Origin of the sequence: Paenibacillus dendritiformis, from assembly GCF_945605565.1 — a bacterium.
GTDB classification, from domain to species: Bacteria; Bacillota; Bacilli; order Paenibacillales; family Paenibacillaceae; genus Paenibacillus_B; species Paenibacillus_B dendritiformis_A.
The window spans coordinates 5,168,760-5,192,987 of sequence record NZ_OX216966.1; the positions used below are offsets into that span (position 1 = coordinate 5,168,760).

Here is a 24,228-nt window from a genome sequence, read left to right on the forward strand (position 1 = left end):
AAAGAGGGATTCTTACTACAAAAAAACTGGCCGGAAGCTGCTGGCCAGTCTTGCAAAGCGGGGGAATTGCTATATTCAGTTCCATCGTGCCCGGCCAAGGCTGCACCGTCCGGGTACATCAATGTCAGGGCCGCTTTATCATCCAAGCGTGAACGTAAAGGTCGCGCCCTCATTCTCCTTGCTGTCGGCATATATTTTACCGCCGAGCCGGTCGATAATCGCTTTGGCAATCGAAAGTCCCAGGCCATAACCGCCGTTCTCTTGTGTTCTGGCCGGATCAGCCCGGTAAAAACGGTCAAACAGCTTGGACAGATGCTGGGGCGGGATGCCTTTGCCGCTATTTTTTATGGAAAAGGCAATAGTATGCCTTGTTTTTTTCAACGTAATAAGAATACGGCCTTTTTCTTCCGTATACTTGATCGCGTTATCCACCAGGATCGTAATGACCTGCTTCACTTTTTCGCAGTCGCTTTTGATGATCATGCTCGGTTCCACTTCTTGCAGCAGCGTAATATCCTTTTCAAACGCCACCGCTTCCATCGATAAGATGACATCGCGTACCATCTCGCTCATATCAAAAGGTGTGGCATTCAGTTTGAGATTGGTGTCCTCTGTCTTCGCAAGATATAACAGATCGTTCACCAGCCTGCCCATTCTATCGGTTTGGTTCTTGATATAATCCAGCCATTTGCGCTGGCTCTGAATCGTCTCTCCCTCATTGGCGAGCAGGGCATCGGAATTGGCATTAATAATGGCCAGCGGCGTCTTCAATTCATGAGAGACGTCAGCAAAGAATTGCTTTTGCTTCTCCCAGGTCTCGGCAATCGGCGCGATCGACCGGTTGGCAAAGAAAAGGCTGATAGCAAAGATGACAAAGAGCATGATGAGACCTACAATAAATAACGTCGTCAGAAGCTCCATCAAGGTGTTATAGGACTCCGTTACATCTAAAAAGGTAATCTGATAATGATCTCCGTTCGCATTGATCAGGAAGCTCTTTCCGTTGTCATGAGAGATCAGCGTGCCGTTCATCGGAGAGAGTTGATACTGCCATCGTTTGTCGTCAAGAGAGATCGTGCTGCTCCCCTTTTTCCCGCTCCGGATAAGCTCGGCAGCCTTATAATAGGTTTCCTCCGGCATATCAATATGGGAGATGACTTTCACGATATTTCCATGTGAATTGACGATCATATTGAAAGAAAGGGTAGACTCGGAAGGAACGATACCGATGACTGTCTTCTCTCTGGCGGCAGCGTCCGGCAAGTTAAGATAGGCCGCGTTAGGTTTGGAAGTTAACAAGTCCAATTTATTTTGGTTTTCGGTGTGTATGTTGTTAGACGTCGTCAAATAAATGACGGCAAAGGCGCCAATCATCACGATAGAAATAATGGACATATTCAGCAGCAGCAGCCGATTACGGAGTTGATTAAACATCGTTTTTCCCATCTTCTGACGTTTTTAATAGATAGCCTGCACTTCTCACGGTTTGAATCCGAACCTCTGATTTTAAATGGCTTAATTTTTTGCGCAAAAAAGAGATATAGACTTCCACATGATTATCCTCCGCATCGGTGTCGTAACCCCACAGCTTCTCGATGATAGAGTCCTTGGATACAATCATCCCTTGCCGGCTGATCAGAAGCTCTAGCAATTGACTTTCTTTTAAGGTGAGCTTGAAGTTCTTGTTCCCGCAGCTGAGGTGTAAAGAGAATGGATCGAGCTCTATGTCTCCATATTGCAGCACGCTATCCTGGATCGGCACATTTTTGCGGCGTCCCAAGGCACGCAATCGGGCCAGCAACTCTTCCGCCTGAAAAGGCTTGGCCAAGTAATCATCCGCCCCGCTGTCAAGACCTTCCACCTTATCTTCGGTTGAGCCCTTGGCCGTGAGCAGGATGACCGGAGTTTGAATGCCGTTGTCCCGCAATTCCTTCAGTACCTGGAGGCCGTCCATTTTAGGAAGCATAATATCGAGAATGATAATATCATAAATATCGGAAAGGCCGCAGTCCAAGCCGTACTCGCCGTCAAACGCCAAATCAATGCTATAATTTTTCTTCTTCAGGACCTGTTCCATGGCTTCGGCCATATGCTTTTCATCTTCAACCATTAAAATCCTCACTTGCATCCCCCATTCTTCGGTTATAAGCGCCCGATATATCGCCAGTCTGCAGCGTTTGGCGCAGGGCCGTTCGCTGTTGCGACGACAATATCCGCAACCTTGGGGTTTTCACCCGATCAGTTGCGGATTTGTGCGCTGCTTCAAGCCATGTTATTTTTTGATTTTCACGCCTTCAGGGGCTTGTTCACTCCAAGTCTGTCCATCGTCCGTAGAGAACAGCTTCTTGCCGTTCTCCACCTTAACCATTACCTTGCTTTTGATTCCTTCTTCCAAGTCGCCTTTCATTTTGAACTTGATGTTTCCTTGTTCACCCATGTCGAAGGCCGGCATCCCTTCTGGCGCCGTCTCGCTCCAGGTCTGGCCGTCATCCGTAGAGTACAGCTTCTTGCCGTTTTCCTCCTTGACCATCACCTTCATTTTGATTCCGTCTTCCGAGGCGCCTTGCTTTTTGAATTTGATGTTTCCTTCGCCGCCCATGTCGAAGGCCGGCATCCCTTCTGGCGCCGTCTCGCTCCAGGTCTGGCCGTCATCCGTAGAGTACAGCTTCTTGCCGTTTTCCTCCTTGACCATCACCTTCATTTTGATTCCGTCTTCGGGAGCGAATTTATTGTTTATTTTCATGTTCCCTTCGCCAATTTTGATTGCCTGCATATTGGCAGGCGCGTTCTCGCTCCAAGTCTGACCGTCGTCAGTAGAGTAAGAGAGGACTCCATTTTCATGTTTTACGAGCAAAGAATCCGTGGCTGCTTCGGCTGCAAAGGTGGTTGTTCCCGATCCTAATGTAAGAGCAAGTGCGCCGCACAGGATGGCTGCGCCTGCTTTCTTTTTGGCTGTGTTCATCACGTTAATCATACTCATACCTCCATGTTTGCTTTTTTTGTAGACAGCTGCCTTACGATTTCTAATTATAAGCACCTTACCTTTAACGAACCTTAAATGAAAAAAACGGGCCAGAAGCAAGCCTGATATGCTCCCCTTTGCGGTAGACAGGTGAAATAAATAAAACCTGTGTAAGGGGAGCTTTTTTATGCCTAATATAATATGGTGCATCAGAGAAAAGTGGCGAAAGGCAAAGCCGCAAAAAAAGAGCGTTGTGATAGTGGAATTGATTCCGGGAGAGAAATCCTGCAAAAGTGCAGCAATTATCACACAACCGCGGCGCACAGTGAGAATCCTGCAAGAGTGCAGCATTTTCTCCATTAATGTGCTTGTTTGGGTTATTCGTCCTGAATTGATGTATTTTCGCAGGAATTCTAACAAAATACCCTATTTGGGCGGATAAATAATGTAAATTTGCAGGATTCACTCCTCAGCACAAGAACAAGAAGCTTAGGCTCATCGCGGCAGGTAGCTTAAAAATAAAACAAACTTGAGTCCAGACTTCCGCCTAGTCCGCAAGCTAGTCGAATGAAGTCGCGTTTTCCGATTCTATCATTTTCAACCGCTATCCATATCATATCGGAAGTGACGAGCATATCACTGTATAGTAGAGCGAGCAGCGTTGCACGCATGAAGGCGGTGTTGAAATGACGAGAATCTTATATTTAGGGGAGATTGGTTACCAAAACGCAGGGGATCAAGTCATGTGGGATGTCTTTCGGCATCACTTCAACAAGCACCTCGAAGCCAACCGCTTCCACGTTGTCGGATCATTAGCCGATAACGCTGACCCATTGGCATTCGATGCCGTTGTGCTTGGGGGAGGTTCTTTAATCGCTCCCACCTATCTTGCGAAGCTTGCGGTGGCGCACAAAGGCAGCAAACCTTACTATATTTGGGGTTCCGGCGTGGATAAGCTCGTACCTAAAAAAGGTCTGGACGCCATGCTTACCGGCAGCCCGTTACCTGCCGGGCTTATCGCTCGAGGCATCCACAGCGATTTGTTCCGAGGCGCCCGCTTCGCGGCAGTCCGAGGTCCTCTCAGTCAAGCATTTCTCCAAATGGCGGGAGTCGATGCGGAGAATATCGCGGTCAGTGGCGACCCTGCGCTGCTCCTCACGCCCGAGGAAGCGAAGCCCGTCTCGTACAAGCCGCCCCTTCCAGGTGACAGGCCCTATATTGGAATCAACTGGGGCACAGCGATGAATCAAGTCTTCGGCAATGATGAGGCTTCCGTGGAGGACAAGTTAGTCACGGCCGCCAAGGAATGGATCCGGCAAGGCTATTCGATTCTTATGTTCGCCATGTGGCCTAACGATTTCCCCGCCAGCCGAAGACTGATGCATAAAATAGGAAATGAGGATCGCGTGCGTTTGTGTGAAACCGTAAATCCGTACGAATTGATGAGCATCATAGGCCAATGTAAATTTACGGTCGATTTCAAATTACACGCCGCTGTGCTGTCGGCGGTCATGCGGGTCCCTTTTATCGCGCTTGGATACCGGTTCAAGGTGTTCGATTTCGCCGCTTCCATCGATGCGATCGGTTACGTTATATCGACCGATAGCCCGACTCTCGGCCATGAGCTAATGCATCTATCAAGCCGCATCGAAGCGCACTATAGCGACACCGTCGCCGCACTTGATCAACAAGTCGTCCAATATCAAAAAACGAAAATGTTGGCGGACCCTTTCTTCCGCAGGCTGCAAAAGGAGGTTGGAACCAATTGAGTATGCAACCGCAGCGCATATTGATGTGTTACGGAAAAACCCCATACACACCGGGCAGCTATTTGGAAAGAGCCTTTGGCAATATCGGTGTCGGCGTCGATGTGATCAACGATGCCGCCGATTTCTCCGTCCTGGATACCACAACGTATGCAGCGGTTCTGTTCGTCGAGAGTCCTGCCCGCCCCCCGATTGCTATTAAACATAGGGAACAGCTCCAAGCGCCCGTTCTCTTCTGGATCCATCACGGAGAAAATCGTCTCGCGGACAACCTGAAGATGTGTGAAATGTATCGTCCCGACATGCTGCTGATGTCCCATTCCTTGCACCTTGCATCCCGCTTCCCGATACCGGTCCGATTCTTCCCGTTCGGGGCAGATCCCCAATTGTTTCATTCGGACATCCCCTATTCGACGCGCCATATCGATGTTTCTTTCGTAGGTACACGCGGGCATGAAATTTATAAAAATCGGGATGAAAGTCTTCGCTTCATGGAAGCGAACCTGCAAGGGCAGGCGAATCTGTCGCTCCGGAAAAATATATATCTGGAAGATCTCAGCAAGCATTATGGGAATTCAAAAATCGTCTTTAATCAAACCGCCGATACAATTAAAGCCTTTAACATGAGAATCTTCGAAGGGATGGGATGCGGCGCATTAGTCCTGACGGATCACACTCCCGAACAAACGGAACTGTTCGAGAACGGAGTCCATTATGTTGTCTATGATTCGAAGGAAGATATGCTCGAGAAGCTCCGGTATTATTTAAGCCATCCGGACCAAGCCGCCAAGATCGCGGCAGAAGGGCAACGGCATGTTGTCCGTAATCATACGTATGAACATCGAGCCCGCCAGGTGCTCGGCCTTATCAAGTCTTTGCGTGACGGGACGAGCCAGGATTAGGAACAACGCTTGCGGCGCCAAAATAAAACCGCCTTTTCGATTAAGGCGGTTTCGTCTCCCGTTAGTTCAGTCACAGTTTAGATCTTTACAAAGGTCTTTGTTTCTTCAATGAGATCATTCAGCTCACTCAAAGATTTTTCCAAATGTTCCCGTTCCTCTGTGATGAGACTGATTATATGATTTACTCTCTTGGAGTATTGACTTGGAACCATTCGAAATGAATCTGCAATAGCAACAGCCCCTTTTTCGTTCATCAAGTAGCATTCGTTAACTGCGAATAAAACCTGATTCAAGCAGGATAACGACCGAAAACAACATCCAGCGATGTACGCTAAATCAGTTTTATAGATGCCCTTTCTCCCTGTATAAAGCGCAAAAGTGGCTTCCCAAAAAAACTTTTGAATAATTGCCTTTTTCAATTCAGCTGGATACGGAAAAGTTCTAGCCTTCATTTCTCCGATAATACCAGAAGGATCCCATAACACTTTGCATAACGCGATCTCCGAGAAATAAATGGTGTTGCTAAATCCGTGCGGATGCCCGGGCTGATAATCAACGGTAATTTCCCCCGAGTGACATTGCTGCATCACAGCAGATACTTGATTCAGATCGCGATATAAAAAATCAACAGGATAATGATTAACAACCAGCCAGCCGCCACCATTAATCCATGGCCCCCAGCCACCGATTTCCGTAACTAAGTTATGTCTGCCAGCATCATCCAGATCGGCAGCAACCTGTTGAAGTCCCGGAATATCTAATCCATTACGGGAATCATAATATATGCCAATATCGATATCTGAGTTGTCATTATGACTCCCTCTGGCTCTTGAACCGCCAAGAACTATAGCTCTCACGCCGTTTATTTGCTTTAGACGGTGAACAAGCTTGGAAATCGTATTTTCAAGTTCCATAAACCCTCCGCAGTTGACTAATATAGTTTTCCAAAGTAACTGAAGCCTGTAGACGGCAAAAGATGCCGCTGCAGGCTTGTCTACGATTCGAACATTGCCGCAGCGCTTAGCTCGGACACAAATGCAGAATAGTCACATCTGATCATGTCAGCGGGAAATGCTGGTTCAACCGCGCAAATAGATAGACAATATGGATCAGCCAAATGATATTGCTTGAAAAAAAAGCGGGACGCTGCATCAGCCGGAGAACGGAGGCCGCACTTCCCTTCGTCTGACTTGTAGACGGAAAAGGAATCGAGCGGGATGGACAAGCCCTGTCCGCGGAGCTTGACATAGCTTTCCTTAAGCGTCCACAAATCATAGAACAGCCGCAGCCTGCCTTCCGGCGGCGCATTCTCAAGCTGTGCATATTCTTCTGCCGAGAAAAAACGTCTGGCGACGCTTAAATCGATAGGCTTGATCTGCTCCACATCAATACCTACCTCGGCGTTATGAACGGCACAAGCGATCCACTCGCCGGAGTGGGTGATATTAAAATACAACCGAAGCTCCGAAGCGAGCTCCGGCTTGCCGTAGCTGTTGTAATGAAACTGGATTTGGGAATTGGCAAGCCCTGTCCTTTCCCCAATGATTTTGCGGACGAGCACCTCCCCCAGCAAGCTCCGGTAAGCATCGGCTTTATGATGGAAGCGGTTGATTTTGTCCTGCCGGTCCGGAGGAAGCAGCCGAAGCAGATGATGCAATGTCGCTTGATCGATAAGATCGGGGACTCTCATCGCGAATATGCCAATATTCCGGCTCTCGCTCCCCTCGGTAAATGGCGATAAGCCGCCTGCCCTATCGCTGCCCGCCAATGTCAGACGCCCGTCACTCATCATGTTCAACTCCTTTGCGCTCACATTCTATATCATCGCGCTCGTTGTCTCGAAAATTGTTCCAACGCCCTCTTTGTCATTCCTCTTCATCACGTCCCATATCGAGAGACATATTTTCTTCAAAACCATCTTGGTCCTCGCCATCAAAACGGTATAGCTTCTTCAACAAGGCCCACAATTGCTCCATTTCTTCCAAGGTGAAATGTTGGGACAGATCGGCAAAAAAGCTTACTGAGCTTTCACCGGACTTCAGCATCATCTCTTTTCCGGTATCGGTAATCGAGATATTCACCGCGCGTCGATCCAATTGGCTCGGCTTTGCGACAATATAGCCTTTCTTTTCAAGGGAGGATATCATCTGCCTTGCGCTCTGCTTGGTGGTGCCAAGCTTATTGGCAATATTGATGATCGTCGCCTCTCCCTCCGGCAGATGAAGAATCGCAAGCATCACCATAAACTGTCTTGATGTGATGTCGCGCAAGTATGCGTCTCCTTTGGTTTGCAGTTTGTTGGCCAGCGCGAAGAGCGTTCCGTAAATTTGCTGGATTACATACAGTTCCTTATCCTTATCCAAATGGAATCGCCACCTCATTAGACATTTCTTATTGGGCAGATACCAGAGTATCATTCACATTATACCAGTTGCTGGTATCGATTGGTTCAAAAAAAAGATTACTGCCTGATGATGCAATAGAGATAATAGAGGCTTCCCGATGCGGGAAGCCTCTATGACGTTGGAATATGAACTTGTTCACGCTCAGAACGATTAGATTACCGAGATTTTGCCTTTAAACAAATGTTGCAATACCATCGTGGTTACGCCGATGACATAATTGCGTTTGCCCAAGCTTGCCGGAGCGACCCAACTGGAATCATATACACCGTCCACCGTAAATCGGGCGAGATGATCATGGATGCACTGCATACATTTGGGCGACATCATGAACCAGCCGTCCAAAATGGTCTTCTCCGGGCCGAACAGATTCATCATCACCGCCAAGGCTCTGCTTAAGAACAACAAGCTCCGGTTCATTAACGGCTCTACCCAGTCTTCTCCGCGTTCATAGGCTTGGACAACGTCCTCGATCGTGTGTGGTACAGGGAGGCCGCGCTTGGCCGCCCTTTGCTTCGCCTGCTCCAGCACATAGGCGATGCTGAACCACCTGTCATGGAGCAAGGATACCTCGCCCGCTCTTCCTTTATATCCGGAATATACTTGGCTGTTCACGATCATTCTCGCCCCGACGCCTTCATATACCCATACATACAGCACGTGCTTCACGCCGGGACTCGTCTCCCGGTAATATTCCGCAAACGCCGCAGCATTCGTATCGTTCATGACGTAGACAGGCAGATGAACATAGCAGGCCTGCAGCAGCTTGACGATCTCGAAGTCCTTCAGCTGCAAAAAGCGAGCATAGGTTATCGTGCCGCTGCTCTCATCAACAATGCCCGGAGAAGCAATGCCGATGCCTTTAATCTGGGAAAAGTCGCTGATTCCCGCAAGCTGTACAATTTCGCTAATGCAATGCAAAATCGTCTGGAGAACCTCGTCATTGCCTTTCACGGCATGGACGGTAAGTTCAGCCACAATCTCGCTGTGAAAATTGGAGAGCGTGCAATAAAACAGGTGGTTGCCCAAGCCGACCGAAATGACAAAGCCCTTATCTTTGCTGATCTCCAGCCGGATAGCCTTACGTCCCGCTCCAGCCGAAGACTGTGCTCCGGATTCGACGATATAGCCTTCGTCAATCAGCTCATCGACCAAGGAGGACACTGTAGTGGCGCTCAATTTGGTCACCTTCGCCATATCGGCGCGGGACATCGCTTTTTCCCTGTGAAGCAAGCTCAATATGGTCGCTCGGTTGATTTCTTTCATGAGATGGACGTTACCTCTTACATGCTTCATCTTTGTGCCTTCCTCCAGGGTAATGTGCTCACGATAAAAGAAACCCCTCGTTCCCATAGTGTGCAGCCATTACTTCATTAATTCTTTGTTCGCCTCATACGCTTTGCTCTGGATCGCCTCCAGCTCGTCAAAGCGCATCGACTTTACTTTCGCCGTAAATTCATCGAACTTGGACAGCGGCTCCTGTCCGATAATAAACTTGCTGATCATCTCGTTGACATACGTATCGATCTGCGTTTTGAGCTCGGTGCTGGTCTCAAAGTCGTCCTCGCTATACTTCAGGGCAGGCGCCGGATCGCGGAAATAATCCTGCTCAACATAGTAGAACAGCTGCTTGGCCGCGTCCTCGCTGACCGCGGAAGCGATCTCATAACGCGGGTCTTGGCGGAAGCCAATCCACGGCTGCGCACCGATTCGGTGCAGCGCCTTGGCCGCTCCGTCCGGATTTTGCATAATCTTGTCGGTATATTTGAGCGTTCCATCCGCTTCCTTCGTATAGCTATCGCCCTCAATACCGAAGTTGAACAGCAGCTGGCCTTCATCGCTGTAAGCATACTCGAATATTTCCATCGTTTTGTCGACATGTTTGTTCTGGCTGCTGATGCCCCAAGCGACCGGCACCACGATTTGCTGCTGTCTGCTCGTGAGCGGCTTATCGCCTTTGTTCATTACAGGTGGCGGCGTAACCTGGAAATTAAAGCCCTTGATCTTCTCCACTTCCGGCCTGGAATTAAAGCCGGCCACATATCCGATCCAGTGATTGGTGGCGCCAACCTTATCATTGAACACCATCGAAGTATAATCCTTATCCTGTCTGGACAGAAGCTCTTTATCCAACAAGCCTTCGCTATACCATTTATTCATTGTCGTCAAAAATTCCTTGGCGCGCGGATCGATTGGCGTATAAATCATCTTGCCATTCTCCTCCATCCAGCGGCCATCCTCGTTCAAGTCAATGCCCCAGGCATCGGCAAAGTTCAAATAAAAGGTGCCAGCCGTAGCAAACGGCACTTCATCATTCGGATCCCCGTTGCCATTGGCGTCTTGCTCCTTGAACGCTTTTAACGTATTATACCAGTCGTCGATCGTTTCTGGAACCGGCAAGTTCAGACGATCGAGCCAATCCTGCCGAATCAGCGGGCCTTCCGATGTCCGAACCGCGGACAGCATCGGAACCGAATAGATATTGCCGTCCGCATTGACGATCTGGGACTTGGCAATTTTATCATCGACTACATATTTTTGCAGATTCGGCTTATCCTTGATCAGATCGTTAAGCGGGATGAACACGCCCTGCGGGCCGTACTTGTTGAAGCTGGCAGGCGCATCCGCAATAATGTCCGGATACTCATTGGAAGAAATCATAAGCGGAAATTTGTCGCGCATCGTCTTGGCGTCACCGGTAATAAACTCAAATTCAACATTGAACTTCTTCCCGATTTCCTTCCATACCAACGTCTCATTGGAGTACATTTCATCCGTAGCCCGGCTTGCAATGAACATCGACAGCTTCACCGGCTTGTCATCAGAACCGCCGCTCTGATTGTCCGACGGCGCTTGTTCTCCTTCGGACCCTCCCCCGCAGGCCGATGCCAGAAGAGCCAGGACCATCACCATGATGAATAAAGATACCCTTTTCTTTCTCCATTGTCTGTGCATTTGTACGACCTCCACTTTACATGATTCATGCTCTCTGTTTCTCATTTCCCGTCGTTTAGCTTTTTACGGCGCCGATCATCACCCCTTTCACGAAATACTTTTGCAGAAACGGATACGCCATAATAATCGGCAGAGCCGTCACCACGATAGCCGCATATTGAATCGTAATCGGCAGCACGCCGGAGCTATGTACGAGCGCCGCCTCCATTTCCTTATCGAACGTGCTGTCCCGGATAATCCGGACTAACAGCACCTGAACCGGCATCAGCGATTCCTTGCTCAACAGGATCAGCTCCCAGAAGAAGGAGTTCCATTTGCCGACCGCATAATACAAACCAATGGCCGCCAGCACCGGCTTCGACAGAGGCAGGGCGATTTGCAGAAATATTCGGATATCGCTGGCCCCGTCAATCTTCGCCGATTCCTCAATCTCCTTCGGCAGACTCTCGAAGTATGTCCGCACGATGATGATATAGAACGTAGACAGCGCGGCGTACAGCAAAATCCCGGTGCGCGTATTGAGCAAATGCAGATCTCGCATCACCATATAGAACGGAATCATTCCGCCGCCGAACCATAATGGAATCGCCAGGAACATGGCCGCAAAATTGCGCATCTTCCAGTTTTTCCGAGACAGCGGATAGGCGGCCATCGTCGTCAGCAGCAAGCTCAGAAAGGTGCCCGCCACCGTGTAAAAAATCGTATTGCCATAGGCCACGATCATTCCCTTGTAGCTCAACACCGTCTCATAAGCGGACCAATTCAGTCCTTTGGGCCACAGAAGCACTTCATTGCGCATCACGCTGTCGGTATCGCTGATAGAGACGGACAGGATATAAATAAACGGGTAGAGCATCACGATACAAGTGACGATAATAAACAGATAGATGAATGCAAAATAAAGGGCATCGCTGGCGTCCACTCTTTTTTTGGTCTTAAGCATGTTCTCTCCCCCATTTACCAAAGCGAAGTCTGGTTTGCCTTTTTGCTCAAGTAATTGGCCACATATACCAGGACGAAGCCGATTACGGCCTGGAACAGCCCCACCGCGGTGGCATAGCTGTAGTTGTTGTCAATGAGGCCTTTGCGGTACACGTAAGTATTCAGCACGTCCGCGGTCTCATAAATGGTCGGATTGTACAAAAGCAGGATTTTGCCAAAATCGGCCGTTAAAATGGTTCCCAGATTTAACAGCAGCATAATGATAATCGTCGGGACCAGGCTGGGAAAGGTAATATACCGGAGCTGGCTCCATCTCCCTGCCCCATCGATCTTGGCTGCTTCATATAGCTCGGGACTGATGCCCGAGAGGGCGGCGATATAAATAATGGCGGAAAATCCGGCCCCCTGCCAAATCCCCAGCAGCACATAAATCGTTCTGAAATACGCCGGGTCCTGGAAGAAGAAGATGCTCTCCATCCCGAGTTTGTTCAGAATAATGTTGACAACTCCTGTGCTTGGCGACAGGAAGGTGAGAGCCATCCCGCACACGACGACCGTAGAAATGAAATAAGGCAAATAACTGATCGTCTGCGTAATTTTTTTGACCATCAGATTGCGGATTTCGTTAAAGCAAAGGGCCAATATAATCGGTACCGGAAAACCGAAAATCAAGCTGTAAATATTGAGCAGGAGCGTATTTTTGATCAGCCGGTAAAAGTGAGGATCCTCCAAAAATTGTTTGAAATACTTCAAACCTACCCAATCGCTTCCTGTAATCCCCTTCACCACGTTGTACTTCTGAAATGCCATTAACAAGCCATGCATCGGCCAGTAGGCAAAGATGAAGTACCATATAAACACAGGCAAAAACATAAGGTAGAGCCATTTGTTATACACGATTTCTTTGGCCCATAACTGAAGCCGGGACTTCATGTTGTGCTTCGTGTCCATCTGACGTACAGTCGATTCTGAGCTAGCCATGTTCCTACTCCCTTCTAACGAGCCTGCCTCATGCACGTATCCGGCTGTGGACTCGCGTAACTTGAATTTCAATCAGTGATTTGCAACCGTTTTCATGTTAGCGATTACATTTCAGCCTTTAGAAAAATACTCTCCTCTTTTTCCCCGCCCTTTACCTTTGTTTTGTATCCCATTATATAACTGATTGAATTAATTTGTACAGTGTCTTTATTAATTAATTTGAAGGGGCGCGGCTGTCTCATAAGTCGTTTTCTGCTGCAGTGAGTCGCCCACCCCGCTTTTTACAGCGCCGCTTGCCAAAAAAACTGCAAAACTACAGTTTTCCCTTGGGACGATAACTCTATCACAGGAATTCCTGCAAAACTGCAGGAATTGAAGCCGTGCCAGCGGATAGAAAGCAAAAAGCGGCGAAAATGATGTACTTTTGCAGGATTCGCATTAGATAGCGGCTGAACTAGTGAAAATTCCTGCATCTGTGCAGGATTCGCTGCCTTCCCCGCTCCCGGCTGCCTGGCTGGGGCGCGCCTGCTTCCGCCAGCCGCCCCGCCGTTTTCCATTGTCCGAAAGGATTGGCCCTGCTGATCAATAGAATTTTATTGGTTCATAGTCCATCTCCCCCATGTACTTCTCAACGGCTTGCAGCCGCTCCCGGCTCATCCCCCGCAGACATTGAACCAATTGGAGCTGCCACTCCAGCGAATACTCCTTCTCTAACAACAGAAAAGACAGCAAATCCGGAGGCATGCTCCGTACCTCTTCATAGAACACGATGGTCGCCAGAATAGCCAGCTCCATATCGCCAAACGCCAGGAAGAGGGCATCATATTCATCCCCATACAAGCAGCCGGATTCAAGCATATCGAGGTAGTCATGGAAGGATTGGAAGCTGGACAAGATCAGCTTGACTTTGTCCTCCTTCCTCTCGCATGTCATGATCTCATGCAGCCGTCTTCTTAATTGGACATCGCTCATTTTGTCCTCTTCGTTGAAGGAAATGACGATGGACTTCGCTTCCGCCTCCCTCTCGGTAATAATAACCGTCCGCAAGCTGCTGTGCTTGGCGGCGTTCGCCACTCGCTGAACGAGGTCTTCCTTGCATCCGTCCATATACTCCTTCAATCGCGAATGAATCGGCATTTCACGCTGAAGCCTTTCCATCGCACCGGAGATGACGGATCGAATGTGCGCTTCCGTGAGGCTCATGAATTGCTGTTCCAGCCGTGCATATTGATTCCCGGAAATCCTGATATCATCTGCATCTCCCCCGGATAATAGCGAGAATATCGCATTATTCAGCATGAGCTCATAAATATTGAACAGCTCGATCCGGTAGTTCAACCTGCATTCCCTGCCGAAGTGGACCAGCAAATCCAACAGCTGCTGCGGTTCGAACATAGCGCAGAACTCGGTCTCCAGCTTCAGCCGTTCCAAATACTGCTTGATATAGAAAACGCCCTGAAGCCGCATGTCATCGATAGCCAGCGGGTAATCGATACTGGCCATCGTGTTGTGGGCATCGAAGATGATGCCGTATTTCCGGAGAAAGACAGGCAGGGACTCATCGATGGTCAGGTTATAGGCATCAACCGGAACCTCCAGCTTATTCGCACTGATTTCCTTATATAGCTGCTTGGTCTCTGCAAAGCATTGACTGACCTTTTCCACGCCTCTTCCGTAGATTTGGCGAACATCAACCGTGTTGAGATACGTGATCGCCTTCTCCGGTTCCTCGAAGCTGATCAGATAAGCGTCTGCCGCATACATGATGGAGGTCAGGATGCTCTCTGCTGTTTCCGTGGTGACCGAGGTGCTTGCACCCTGGGTATATTTCTCAATCAGCTCCTGCAGAATCTGCATGAACGCATGCTGAATGCGCATGATTTCCTGGCTCGTCAGCATCCCCGTCCGCAAGCCTTCGTTCATTAAAGAGATCGTATACTGATTTCGCTGCAGCCGAGATTTGCGAATGGCGCCCTGAACGATCAACTCGCGCTTCTCATTTAGATTGTCTGATCCCAATCGTCATCCTCTCCTTCAAGCAAAGACTCGTGCTTCTGCAATTGTCTGCGGAACTCTTCGGCATACTCTTCAAGTCTGCTCTTCAACAAGTCCAAGGATCCTTCGCAATCCTCTTCGAACAATTCCTTCATTCTGTGGAGGAGCTTCCTATCGCTGATTCTGTCTTCGGTTTCATTTTTCAGATAATAAAAAATCTCATGCAGCTCATTCAAGGTATCTGCATAGCTCTCCTGCTGGATGAACGAGGATTCCGAGAATAGCTCGATAAGCTCCTTGGTCACTTCGATGCTCAATTCCACCCGCCCGTAGCCGTACAGGATCTGGCTTCTCGCCGCCATCATCACTTCAATGTCCTGCGGGGTCAGAACCAAGCCGTAGTCCTTCGTCTTCTCGTTCAATTCCAGCAATTCAGTCATACCCTCTTCCTGCATAGACATGTTCAAGGAGTTGAAAATGCGAGACAAATTCATGTGGCTATCCTCGTACACTGCTCTCCCCCTGCCATCAATTTTTTGAGAAAAAGAAAAAACACTTGACTTTACGACGAATGTATGGTATAATATATAATTAATAAATCATTTAAATATTTTACTCGCACTTTCCACCCATGTCAATTGAATTGGTGGTTTTTTTGTGTTCATCCGGATTCTTTTTATAGCAAAAGAAAGAGCCCCCACTTTTTGAAAAGTGAGGGCTCTTCGTTCGCCTGTGAACAATATCGATTAATTGCGGATGAGATAATCGAACGCACCCAAAGCTGCTGTAGCGCCGGATCCCATCGATATAATAATCTGCTTATACGGACTATTCGTGCAATCGCCGGCCGCAAACACGCCAGGGACGTTAGTAGCGCCATGGCTGTCTACCACGATTTCACCTGTACGCGTGCGTTCAACTGTGTCCGCTAACCAATCCGTATTCGGAACAAGACCGATTTGTACAAACACACCTTGCAGTTCAATGTGCTTCGTTACTCCTGTATCACGCTCGACATAGGAAATTCCGTTCACCTTGTCTGTTCCGGTAATTTCTTGTGTCTGCACGTTCTTCAGTACGGTAACATTAGGCAGACTGTACAGGCGATCTTGCAGCACGGCATCCGCTTTGAGCTCTGGCGCGAACTCAAGCACGGTTACATGTCTCACAATACCTGCGAGATCAATCGCCGCTTCAATCCCTGAGTTACCGCCGCCAATAACCGCGACATCTTTACCGGTGAACAAAGGACCATCACAATGCGGGCAGTAAGCGACCCCTTTGTTCTTGAACTCCGCTTCCCCAGGCACGCCGACATTCCGCCAACGAGCGCCTGTCGATACGATGACCGTCTTGCTCTTCAGAACAGCACCGTTTTCGAGTTCAATCTCGATAAGATCCTTTTTCTCCAACCGCTTGGCACGCTGCAGCTTCATGACATCGATATCGTATTCTTTCACTTGCTGCTCAATATTCGCTACGAGCTGAGGACCTTCCGTATATTTTACACTGATAAAGTTCTCAATGCCCAAGGTGTCATTGACCTGACCGCCGAAGCGTTCAGCAACAAGACCTGTGCGAATCCCTTTACGTGCCGCGTAGATAGCCGCACTAGCTCCTGACGGGCCGCCGCCGACAACAAGCACGTCAAAAGGCTCCTTATTCTCGAACTCGGATGCATCCGGAGCACTGCCCAGCTTGGCAAGAATTTCTTCCACGGTCATACGGCCGCTTTCGAAAAATTCACCATTGAGGTAAACGCTTGGCACCGACATAATGTCCTTGCTTTCGACCTCTTCCTTGAAGACCGCACCGTCAATCATCGTATTCGTAATGCCAGGATTGAGGACGCTCATCAAGTTCAGTGCTTGCACCACATCAGGGCAATTATGGCAGCTCAGGCTGACATAAGTTTCAAACTTATATTCGCCGCGAATGCTTTTGATTTGGTCAATGACACTTTGCTCCACCTTTGGAGGTCTGCCGCTTACCTGCAGCAGAGCCAGTACGAGGGAAGTAAACTCGTGTCCCAAAGGAGTTCCCGCAAAGATGATGCCCGTATCTTCGTCAGGACGATTGACGCTGAAGCTCGGTGTTCGGGACAATTGCGTTCTCTCCACCGTTATCTTGGAAGACATGCCGGCAATTTCATTGACCAGGGCCAGCATGTCTTCCGATGCAGCGTCTTCGCCCGCACTGACTTTGAGCACCAGATCGCCTTCCAGGAGCTGGAGATATTGTGCGAGTTGATTTTTAATTTCTTGGTCTAGTGTCATCTGTCACACCTTAAATCTTGCCTACGAGATCGAGGCTTGGCTTAAGTGTTTGCCCGCCTTCCTGCCACTTCGCCGGGCATACTTCACCTGGATGGTTGCGAACATACTGTGCAGCCTTGATTTTGTTAACAAGGATGCTTGCATCGCGGCCGATGCCTCCCGCATTAATCTCGGCTGCTTGGATAATACCATCCGGATCGATGATGAACGTACCGCGGTCAGCAAGACCATCAGCTTCAATCAATACATCGAAGTTGCGGGAGACTACATGGGAAGGATCCCCGATCATAATGTACTCAACCTTGCCAATCGCAGGAGAGCTTTCATGCCATGCTTTATGTGTAAAATGCGTGTCCGTGGAAACGGAATATACTTCAACACCAAGTTGCTTCAGGGCTTCGTAGTGGTTCTGCAAATCTTCAAGCTCGGTAGGGCACACGAATGTAAAGTCCGCTGGGTAGAAGCAAACGACACTCCATTTCCCTTTGAAATTTTCTTCGGTAACCTCGATAAATTTACCATTGTGAAATGCAGATGCTTTGAATGGAAGAACTTCTGTTCCAATAAGTGACATGGTCATATCTCCTTTACCTGTGTTTTGTTAATATAGAGCATATTCAGAACATGCATGCAGCATATTCCAAACACACTTTGTAATTATTATTATTAACTAATTAATTAAATTCGTCAAGCTATTTTATAATAATTATAAACAGACTTCTGATGTTATTTCACACAATATTCATTATGCTGCTAACTGACGTAGAGTATTCGTAACTTGTTCAGTACGGCCTATGTAATATTATCGTTGACATGTTCAAGATGAAGGATGATTCATTTTCATCATCAATGCATATTACCCAATAAGTCCATCCATTAACCCTTTACTTCTTCATTCTAAAAACGGACACAAAATTGTAGGCTTCATAAAAATATTATAGAATCAAGCTATCTGGTTATTAACGGAGTGGCTGTAATGAATGTAGCGATATGTGATGATGATATAAACGTTGCGAATTTGATTGATGATATACTTTCAAACATGTGCGTTATGGAATTTTCCAGCGATGTGTTCTTAAGTGGCGGTGACTTGCTAAGGTGTTTGCAATCCGGCTCACATTATAATATCTATCTGCTAGACATTGAAATGCCTGGCCAAAATGGTATTGAAATTGCTTCGGTTATCCGGGAGCAGGATCGAGATGCGATCATTATCTTTATCACAGACCATAAAGAGTATGTATATGAAGTTTTTGAAGTTTTGCCGTTTCGCTTTTTAAGAAAGCCTGTAACCGCGCAAAAGTTGTCCCGCATCTTGCTGGACGCCGCGGCACACATCCAGGTGTCGAAGCGGCTATTCTTCCTTCCCTTTCCCCCGTCCGCAAGGTCAACTCTAAAGTGCCCGTGAATACGGCAGAATATCTGCTCTCTCTGGCAGGGGCAAAAAAGAAATAAAGAAATCGCCCCTGCATCACATTCCATGCAACAGAGAGAGAATCAAACAGGTAATTCCTGGGCAAAATGTCCCGAAGTTGATGAGATTATAGGACATAATGAAACGGCGGCCCCGCCGTTACGCGGTTTTTAAAAAAACCGCTGCGCGGCGGGTGATTCGTTGTTTGTCGGACTGTCCCTCAGGAAATACGATAAGATATTATTTACGGCATGTTTCATAAAAAGTTTGAACATATTATCTGTTTTCCACCCGATATGAGGAGACAGAATCACATTCTCCAACTCCAGAAAAGGGTGATTCGGTCTCAATGGCTCATCAGTAAATACATCAAGCCCTGCTCCCCCTATCTGATCATCACGTAACGCTTGAATGAGAGCCTGCTCATCAATGACTTCCCCTCTGGATGTATTGATGAGGAAGGCATTCTTTTTCATCAGCCCAAAATGCGGTTCCTTAAGCAGATGCTTTGTGTCCTCTACCAATCTTACATTTATCGAAATATAATTAGATTGCCGCAACAATTGCTCCAGCGTAACATAATCCACTTCCTGTTCGGCTGCGCGTTCAGCAGTCAGTCGAGGTCCCCAAGCCACTACTTTCATATTGAAAACGTTAGCAATCTGCGCAACTTTCGAACCGATTTTACCAAGTCCGATGATTCCAATCACTTTGCCCTCAAGGCCATAGCCAACCTCTTCCGTCCATATCCCGCTTTTCAGTTCCCCATGTTTTTTTATCAGCTTTCTGGAATAGGCGAGCATAAATGCGAATATAAGTTCCGCTACAGCACTTGAACCTCCTGGAGTAGTAGCAACAGAGATGTTATATTTATTCGCTTCATTCATATCAATATGTGCTAAGCCTGAACCCGTTTGAGCTATAAGCTTGACATGTGGGATGCGCTGCAGAATATCCTTATCGAACTTGGTACGTTCTCGAATGGGAATGATAATATCCGCATGCTGAAGTCGTTCAATCAACGTTTCTCTAGAAGGCCGATCATGAAAGATTTTTACGTCAAAATGCTCCTTCAATCTAGCGACGTCTTCGTTCTCGCCATAAATGTGCTCCCAATCATCCAAAATAACGACTTGCATCGTTCCCATCTTCCTTTCGGCTTTATTTTTATCATATGACAGCTCTAGGTTGATGTAGTTGTTGATGTAGATTTTGCTTTGTCTATTCTCGGAAGCACATGATACAACACCGCTATGCCGATCACTCCGCTTGCCCCCACCATTATGGTCATCATAACCTGGCCGGTTACTTTATACAAGTAATCCCCATCGTTCCCAGTAAGGCTGCTTCACAACCCATAGTTTCATGTTCAAAGAGACCCTCAGAAATCGAATAGGGATTTTAATGACGGCCGTATTCGTAAAGTCATGCACTGTTCCCTACTAGCAGACAACTTATAGGATGTGGTTACCCGAGACGAATAAGCGGTTTATTCGCCTGCTTGGGCGAAAATAAAAATCGTGTCACAAAATAGCCGTTCAAGATTGTTATTCATTATAGACGCAAGAGAACGCTGAGCTCTTGTATGCACACAACCCCGGGGAAATGGTATTGGATGATGGAAATGAGAATGTTCAGCACACTTGATTGACAGATTAGTACGACGTTAATCGCATTAAAAACCAGGAGTGATGATGAAGTGAACCAGTTGAATGAACACAAAGGGAACAAAAGTGCCTCAAAATCGAAGCCAGGTTTCATCAAAAAGACCGTAATCGCCACTTCCGCGGCGGCACTGCTTGGCATGGGAGCAATCGGTTCAGGCTTGCCCGCTATGGCGGCACCGATGAAGCAGGTCAGCTATCTTTTCAATGCAACAAGCCAACAATCTGTGAAAGCAGCCATGGAGCAAGGTTACATGTACACACCTGACCTGAGCGTAACTCATGACGGGATCACCTTGAAGTTGAGCGAAGTTCTTTACGATGGTAATCGTCTCTCCTTCTTATTGGAGCGTGAAGGAGCTAACTTAGAGACGACGTCTTCCCCTTATGTGAGCATGGATGTCTTGAAGGAAAATCCTAACAATGAGTTTTTGAAGAAACGCGCCGTTCCGGAGAAGGATCAGCTGAAAGGCTATATCAAGCGGCCAAAGATTCTTGCCGATGGACAACCAATTCAATCTACCGGGGGGGAGCTCCGGAGATTTTCCGAAAAAGAAAAATACTTATAGCGTTGAAGAAACGGGTGTGAAATTGCCTGACGAATTCGAGTTCACCATTACTGCCGAGGTGACGAAAGTTAGTAAAGCCCTTGAATTTAAGGTTCCAATCAAGTTGAAGAGCAAACCTCTCGTGCTGAAGCCGAATGCTTCCACATCTTCCGGGAAGTTCAGCTATACCGTCAAGCAGCTTGTCCTGTCGCCGTTGTCCACCCGTCTCATTCTGGATAGCAAAGGTCCAGTGCCGGCATCTTCGGAGCAAACAGGCAAGTATCACGCCAGCATGGTGTATTATGAGATCGTAGATGACAAAGGAAATATGCTAGTGCCTGAGGGAATCAAGTACTATCAGTCCAAGCCTAAAACCGAATACCAGATGAATGAATTGTACGCTCCGATGGATGACAAGGTTGCATCGATTACGATCAAGCCATATACGTTTACGGTAAATAATAAGGATTGGAGCATTGTTGGAAAGAATAAGGGAAGCAATGGGAAAAAAACGTATCTCAAAGATCTGGAAGTTACCATTCCAATCGAGCGTTAATGCACACGAAAGGGGTTGTTCCCAGAGCCGTGGAAACATGGCGAGGGAGCAGCCTTTTTCTTGCGCTTACTTGCGTTTGCGGAGCAGATCTTTTCATATAAAAGAGAATATTTAAATCCATGTCACAAAACGAGGCCTCCGGATTGTTATATATTAAAGGTCAAACAGAAAGGAGCTGAGGTATTGCAGCCCACTACTTCCGAGGAAATAGAAGCGGATTCTATGGATATCGAAGCCATCGTCGCGGAAGTCCAAGCAGGAGACAAACAGGCATATCAAGCGATTCTTACCCATTTTGAGCGAAAAATGTATACATATTGCTATTATATTTTGAAAAATCATGCCGATACGGAAGATGCCGTCCAGGAGATTTTTATCCGTGTGCCTTTGAACATCTTCATCAATACAATAGGCAAGCATCCTTCTCTGCCTGGCTCTATAAAGTGGCTTATCATCATTTGATCAATATGAAGAAAAAGAAGAGCCGTCGACTCAGATTAATCGAACGATGTAAAGAGCAGCAACCTGCACCGGAAATCTCTCGGCACGAAACGGTAGTCAGCGAATTGTTGACTTACCTCACGGCCGAAGAACGGCATATTTTGCTCCTGAAGGCGGTGGAACAGTATACCTTTGAAGAAATCAGTGAAATTATGGGAATCAACTCCGACACGATACGCAAAAAATATCAACGGTTACGCGCAAAATTAATGGAACATGTATGCCATAAAGGAGAGAGGGCCCATGGGACATATGCCGCATCGAACGGAATTCGCTGAAATGGATGCGATTGAACAATTGATTCGAGAATCATCGCTGCCTCACAGCCAAAGCGATGCAATTATGAATCACATTGAACAACGGGAATGGACAAGAACACAAAAATTCATGCACAAACCTAATATATTGAAGAGAACGATATTAGGTGCTTCTATCGCGGCAGTACTCGGTGCAGGCATCATTGGAATGGGATATGTATCGCCGGCAATGGCGGAAGCTTTGAAAAAAGTGCCGGCGATCGGCTTGCTATTCACCAATATTAGCGAAGAAGCCGTGCAAACGGCGATGGACCAAGGGATCCTATCTCAACCTAACGTGAGCGTAACGCATGGCGGTATAACGTTACGGGTAGCCGAGGTTCTATATGATGGAACCCGTCTGTCTATCCTTATCGAGCGCAATGGGGATAATTTTCCATTTAACACAAGTTCTCCATATGTTGATGAAGATGAGGGGGATATCAAAGAAACCGAGGAATTTGTGAAAAGAAGGAACACACCAAAAGAGCAGCAGCTAAAAGGATATATCATGACGCCAACAATCCTAGTTAATGGACAACCGTTCCACTACGAATCTGCCAGCTATGGAGATTATCCTCTAGAGACTCCGGCTTATCATATTGAATTTACGAAGGGCCTGAATTTGCCTGACGAGTTCGAGCTAACTATAAGGCTGAATGTCACGAAAGTAGAGGAAACGTTCGAATTCAAGATTCCCGTGAAGGTCGAATGTAAATCCGTTGTGTTCAAGCCGAACGTTACGAAGTCCGACGGGACATTCTCTTACACGGTCAAGGAGATCGAATTTTCCCCCGTGACCACCCGGCTCGTGTTGGATAGTAAGGGCCCTGTTCCGGCAACTCCGGAGCAAACCGGCAAATACCACGCCAGCATGGTCTATTATGAACTCATTGATGACCAGGGACGCGTATTGAAGCCGGAAATATTCGGCTATTACCACGCTAGGCCTAAAACCGAATACCACATTGATCAATTGTATGATCCTGCCGACGGCATACCGAAGTCAATCACCATTAAGCCGTTCACGCTTACGGTGTATAACAAAGGATTCATTGTGAAGGGACGCAGCAAAAAGAGTTTTGGGGATCGCACCTATTTGAAAGACTTGGAGGTTACTATTCCCATTGAACCCTAATGCACGACAAAAAAGAAATACAAGCTGGAACCTCTTCCACCCCGAAAATTTATAAAATCTATAATGTCAAAAAAACCTGTACCCGGCAAAATTGCCGGGTACAGGCTCATTCTATTCAATGCTAAATTATCGGCTTCCTGTTCCGGATCGCTTAATGCTAAATTCATTCCAGATCGAGCCCTCTTCATTCAGCAATTCTTTTCCATTCCAGATGATATCATAAATGTCACCCTCGTATGCAATGGCTCGGCCAAAAGCAAATGAAATAAAATAGTCCTTCCAGGATTGGAAGATATGGCTGGCGGCATCAGCAGCTCTCTCGATATACCCCCATGCCTGTTCTTCGGTTAGATAACCAAGTATGTAGCTCCATCTTGCAATATTTACAGCTCGGTCAAAATCCCAGGCAGCCATGGTGTTCACCCGGTCAAAATCGGAATTCGCAAAGGAAAGCTTCTTCATCATCACTTCTTGGGCTGATTTATAGCATTCCTGCGATTTCCCCACTTCCTCCTCGGTAAAAGACTGGCCAGCTTGCAACGCCATAAGAAGCTGATCATACTTCGCACGATGCCCTTCCGTAAGCAGCCATTCCAGGGTTTGTACAGCCTCCTCCGTATTACTAACGTCCCAGGCTGAAGAAAGGCCTTCCTTCAAAGTTTCAGAATCTACCTTCACTTGCAGTATCCGTGGCGACTCAGACCGGTAAAGAGAGAGATTGGCACCGTAGGCAAGCAAATGCTGTTTCTCCTTCGGTATAGAGTTGGCCATCTCCATTTCTGCTTGCGATTTTTTATTCTTTTTCTCAATTCGCTTGCTCGCTGTAATCAAACCCACGATAAGTAAAATCACAATCGCCGCAATAATTCCCACAATAATTAGAAAAGTCTTCAAACCATCACGTTCCTCTCGCTGTTGTTATTTGGCGCA

At 47.4% G+C, this 24,228-nt stretch carries 23 protein-coding genes and 1 pseudogene; 7 read left to right on the forward strand and 17 right to left on the reverse strand.

The features are described 5' to 3' along the window. Positions 1 to 138: 138 nt before the first annotated feature. From NNL35_RS23080 to NNL35_RS23090, 3 genes are all read right to left on the reverse strand, one after another. On the reverse strand, positions 139 to 1,434 hold the full coding sequence (locus NNL35_RS23080) for an ATP-binding protein (protein WP_006675767.1): 1,296 nt from the start codon (positions 1,432 to 1,434) through the stop codon (positions 139 to 141). After that, complete coding sequence (locus NNL35_RS23085) at positions 1,427 to 2,110, reverse strand: response regulator transcription factor (RefSeq protein WP_006675768.1); 684 nt, start codon at positions 2,108 to 2,110, stop codon at positions 1,427 to 1,429. Before NNL35_RS23085 ends, NNL35_RS23080 begins: the two co-directional genes overlap by 8 nt. A 162-nt stretch (positions 2,111 to 2,272) precedes the next feature. Then, entirely contained in the window at positions 2,273 to 3,322 is a 1,050-nt protein-coding gene (locus NNL35_RS23090; RefSeq protein WP_138985612.1) for a WD40/YVTN/BNR-like repeat-containing protein, read from the reverse strand. 326 nt (positions 3,323 to 3,648) lie between these two features. Between NNL35_RS23090 and NNL35_RS23095 the strand changes: the two genes are divergently transcribed. After that, entirely contained in the window at positions 3,649 to 4,731 is a 1,083-nt protein-coding gene (locus NNL35_RS23095) for a polysaccharide pyruvyl transferase family protein (protein WP_006675770.1), read from the forward strand. Positions 4,732 to 4,733: 2 nt separating this feature from the next. Then, a complete protein-coding gene (locus NNL35_RS23100; protein ID WP_238535300.1) occupies positions 4,734 to 5,630 on the forward strand; it encodes a CgeB family protein in 897 nt (298 codons plus the stop codon). A 77-nt stretch (positions 5,631 to 5,707) separates the two neighbouring features. Here NNL35_RS23100 and NNL35_RS23105 read toward each other — a convergent pair whose 3' ends face one another. From NNL35_RS23105 to ahpC, 12 genes are all read right to left on the reverse strand, one after another. After that, positions 5,708 to 6,544 carry a nucleotidyltransferase family protein gene (locus tag NNL35_RS23105; RefSeq protein ID WP_006675772.1) on the reverse strand — a complete coding sequence of 279 codons (837 nt, stop codon included), beginning with the start codon at positions 6,542 to 6,544 and terminating at the stop codon, positions 5,708 to 5,710. 80 nt (positions 6,545 to 6,624) lie between these two features. After that, positions 6,625 to 7,419, reverse strand: a complete 795-nt coding sequence (locus tag NNL35_RS23110; RefSeq protein WP_254553771.1) for a 4'-phosphopantetheinyl transferase family protein — start codon at positions 7,417 to 7,419, stop codon at positions 6,625 to 6,627. A gap of 76 nt (positions 7,420 to 7,495) precedes the next feature. Beyond that, entirely contained in the window at positions 7,496 to 7,993 is a 498-nt protein-coding gene (locus tag NNL35_RS23115) for a MarR family winged helix-turn-helix transcriptional regulator (RefSeq protein WP_006675774.1), read from the reverse strand. Between the two features lie 192 nt (positions 7,994 to 8,185). Next, the gene (locus tag NNL35_RS23120; RefSeq protein WP_006675775.1) at positions 8,186 to 9,328 is read right to left on the reverse strand and encodes an ROK family transcriptional regulator; all 1,143 of its coding nucleotides are present in this window, start codon (positions 9,326 to 9,328) and stop codon (positions 8,186 to 8,188) included. A gap of 69 nt (positions 9,329 to 9,397) precedes the next feature. Next, a complete protein-coding gene (locus NNL35_RS23125) occupies positions 9,398 to 10,987 on the reverse strand; it encodes an extracellular solute-binding protein (RefSeq protein ID WP_006675776.1) in 1,590 nt (529 codons plus the stop codon). Between the two features lie 55 nt (positions 10,988 to 11,042). Then, positions 11,043 to 11,930 (reverse strand): carbohydrate ABC transporter permease, encoded by an 888-nt coding sequence (locus NNL35_RS23130; RefSeq protein ID WP_006675777.1) that lies wholly within the window; start codon positions 11,928 to 11,930, stop codon positions 11,043 to 11,045. A 14-nt stretch (positions 11,931 to 11,944) separates the two neighbouring features. Then, complete coding sequence (locus NNL35_RS23135) at positions 11,945 to 12,910, reverse strand: ABC transporter permease (RefSeq protein ID WP_006675778.1); 966 nt, start codon at positions 12,908 to 12,910, stop codon at positions 11,945 to 11,947. A gap of 281 nt (positions 12,911 to 13,191) precedes the next feature. Continuing rightward, positions 13,192 to 13,383 (reverse strand): hypothetical protein, encoded by a 192-nt coding sequence (locus tag NNL35_RS23140; protein ID WP_254553772.1) that lies wholly within the window; start codon positions 13,381 to 13,383, stop codon positions 13,192 to 13,194. Positions 13,384 to 13,492: 109 nt separating this feature from the next. Then, complete coding sequence (locus NNL35_RS23145; protein WP_006675779.1) at positions 13,493 to 14,929, reverse strand: DUF6179 domain-containing protein; 1,437 nt, start codon at positions 14,927 to 14,929, stop codon at positions 13,493 to 13,495. Continuing rightward, entirely contained in the window at positions 14,911 to 15,345 is a 435-nt protein-coding gene (locus tag NNL35_RS23150) for a DUF6323 family protein (protein ID WP_238535296.1), read from the reverse strand. Before NNL35_RS23150 ends, NNL35_RS23145 begins: the two co-directional genes overlap by 19 nt. Positions 15,346 to 15,651: 306 nt before the next feature. Then, positions 15,652 to 17,181 (reverse strand): alkyl hydroperoxide reductase subunit F, encoded by a 1,530-nt coding sequence (gene ahpF / locus NNL35_RS23155; RefSeq protein WP_006675781.1) that lies wholly within the window; start codon positions 17,179 to 17,181, stop codon positions 15,652 to 15,654. 10 nt (positions 17,182 to 17,191) lie between these two features. Beyond that, positions 17,192 to 17,755: an alkyl hydroperoxide reductase subunit C gene (ahpC, locus tag NNL35_RS23160; RefSeq protein WP_006675783.1), complete on the reverse strand. Its 564-nt coding sequence runs from the start codon at positions 17,753 to 17,755 to the stop codon at positions 17,192 to 17,194. A gap of 402 nt (positions 17,756 to 18,157) precedes the next feature. On the opposite strand from ahpC, the gene NNL35_RS23165 reads away from it, so the two are divergent. Continuing rightward, the gene (locus NNL35_RS23165; RefSeq protein WP_006675784.1) at positions 18,158 to 18,589 is read left to right on the forward strand and encodes a LytR/AlgR family response regulator transcription factor; all 432 of its coding nucleotides are present in this window, start codon (positions 18,158 to 18,160) and stop codon (positions 18,587 to 18,589) included. A gap of 176 nt (positions 18,590 to 18,765) precedes the next feature. On the opposite strand, the gene NNL35_RS23170 is transcribed toward NNL35_RS23165, so the two are convergent. After that, positions 18,766 to 19,734 carry a D-2-hydroxyacid dehydrogenase family protein gene (locus NNL35_RS23170; protein ID WP_006675785.1) on the reverse strand — a complete coding sequence of 323 codons (969 nt, stop codon included), beginning with the start codon at positions 19,732 to 19,734 and terminating at the stop codon, positions 18,766 to 18,768. Positions 19,735 to 20,294: 560 nt separating this feature from the next. Between NNL35_RS23170 and NNL35_RS23175 the strand changes: the two genes are divergently transcribed. From NNL35_RS23175 to NNL35_RS23190, 4 genes and pseudogenes are all read left to right on the forward strand, one after another. Continuing rightward, positions 20,295 to 20,828, forward strand: coding sequence for a DUF4179 domain-containing protein (locus NNL35_RS23175; protein WP_238535297.1), 534 nt, complete (start codon positions 20,295 to 20,297; stop codon positions 20,826 to 20,828). After that, the gene (locus NNL35_RS23180; protein WP_238535298.1) at positions 20,761 to 21,363 is read left to right on the forward strand and encodes a DUF5643 domain-containing protein; all 603 of its coding nucleotides are present in this window, start codon (positions 20,761 to 20,763) and stop codon (positions 21,361 to 21,363) included. Before NNL35_RS23175 ends, NNL35_RS23180 begins: the two co-directional genes overlap by 68 nt. 183 nt (positions 21,364 to 21,546) lie before the next feature. After that, positions 21,547 to 22,142 (forward strand): annotated as a pseudogene (locus tag NNL35_RS23185) (RNA polymerase sigma factor). Beyond that, complete coding sequence (locus NNL35_RS23190) at positions 22,108 to 23,298, forward strand: DUF4179 domain-containing protein (protein ID WP_006675786.1); 1,191 nt, start codon at positions 22,108 to 22,110, stop codon at positions 23,296 to 23,298. The pseudogene NNL35_RS23185 and the gene NNL35_RS23190 overlap by 35 nt, the downstream one beginning before the upstream one ends. Positions 23,299 to 23,424: 126 nt before the next feature. Here NNL35_RS23190 and NNL35_RS23195 read toward each other — a convergent pair whose 3' ends face one another. Beyond that, complete coding sequence (locus tag NNL35_RS23195; RefSeq protein WP_254553773.1) at positions 23,425 to 24,171, reverse strand: DUF1266 domain-containing protein; 747 nt, start codon at positions 24,169 to 24,171, stop codon at positions 23,425 to 23,427. Between the last annotated feature and the right edge of the window lie 57 nt (positions 24,172 to 24,228).

Excerpts from the sequence above, each read along its gene's own strand:
- NNL35_RS23190 (WP_006675786.1), top strand. The coding sequence starts at position 22,108 with ATGGGACATATGCCGCATCGAACGGAATTCGCTGAAATGGATGCGATT.
- NNL35_RS23135 (WP_006675778.1), bottom strand. The coding sequence starts at position 12,910 with ATGGCTAGCTCAGAATCGACTGTACGTCAGATGGACACGAAGCACAAC.
- NNL35_RS23100 (WP_238535300.1), top strand. The coding sequence starts at position 4,734 with ATGCAACCGCAGCGCATATTGATGTGTTACGGAAAAACCCCATACACA.
- NNL35_RS23130 (WP_006675777.1), bottom strand. The coding sequence starts at position 11,930 with ATGCTTAAGACCAAAAAAAGAGTGGACGCCAGCGATGCCCTTTATTTT.
- NNL35_RS23150 (WP_238535296.1), bottom strand. The coding sequence starts at position 15,345 with ATGACTGAATTGCTGGAATTGAACGAGAAGACGAAGGACTACGGCTTG.
- NNL35_RS23165 (WP_006675784.1), top strand. The coding sequence starts at position 18,158 with ATGAATGTAGCGATATGTGATGATGATATAAACGTTGCGAATTTGATT.
- NNL35_RS23105 (WP_006675772.1), bottom strand. The coding sequence starts at position 6,544 with ATGGAACTTGAAAATACGATTTCCAAGCTTGTTCACCGTCTAAAGCAA.
- NNL35_RS23120 (WP_006675775.1), bottom strand. The coding sequence starts at position 9,328 with ATGAAGCATGTAAGAGGTAACGTCCATCTCATGAAAGAAATCAACCGA.
- NNL35_RS23080 (WP_006675767.1), bottom strand. The coding sequence starts at position 1,434 with ATGTTTAATCAACTCCGTAATCGGCTGCTGCTGCTGAATATGTCCATT.
- NNL35_RS23090 (WP_138985612.1), bottom strand. The coding sequence starts at position 3,322 with ATGGAGAAAATGCTGCACTCTTGCAGGATTCTCACTGTGCGCCGCGGT.
- ahpF (WP_006675781.1), bottom strand. The coding sequence starts at position 17,181 with ATGACACTAGACCAAGAAATTAAAAATCAACTCGCACAATATCTCCAG.
- NNL35_RS23085 (WP_006675768.1), bottom strand. The coding sequence starts at position 2,110 with ATGGTTGAAGATGAAAAGCATATGGCCGAAGCCATGGAACAGGTCCTG.
- ahpC (WP_006675783.1), bottom strand. The coding sequence starts at position 17,755 with ATGTCACTTATTGGAACAGAAGTTCTTCCATTCAAAGCATCTGCATTT.
- NNL35_RS23140 (WP_254553772.1), bottom strand. The coding sequence starts at position 13,383 with ATGCAGGAATTTTCACTAGTTCAGCCGCTATCTAATGCGAATCCTGCA.
- NNL35_RS23125 (WP_006675776.1), bottom strand. The coding sequence starts at position 10,987 with ATGCACAGACAATGGAGAAAGAAAAGGGTATCTTTATTCATCATGGTG.
- NNL35_RS23110 (WP_254553771.1), bottom strand. The coding sequence starts at position 7,419 with ATGAGTGACGGGCGTCTGACATTGGCGGGCAGCGATAGGGCAGGCGGC.
- NNL35_RS23170 (WP_006675785.1), bottom strand. The coding sequence starts at position 19,734 with ATGCAAGTCGTTATTTTGGATGATTGGGAGCACATTTATGGCGAGAAC.
- NNL35_RS23095 (WP_006675770.1), top strand. The coding sequence starts at position 3,649 with ATGACGAGAATCTTATATTTAGGGGAGATTGGTTACCAAAACGCAGGG.
- NNL35_RS23180 (WP_238535298.1), top strand. The coding sequence starts at position 20,761 with ATGGACAACCAATTCAATCTACCGGGGGGGAGCTCCGGAGATTTTCCG.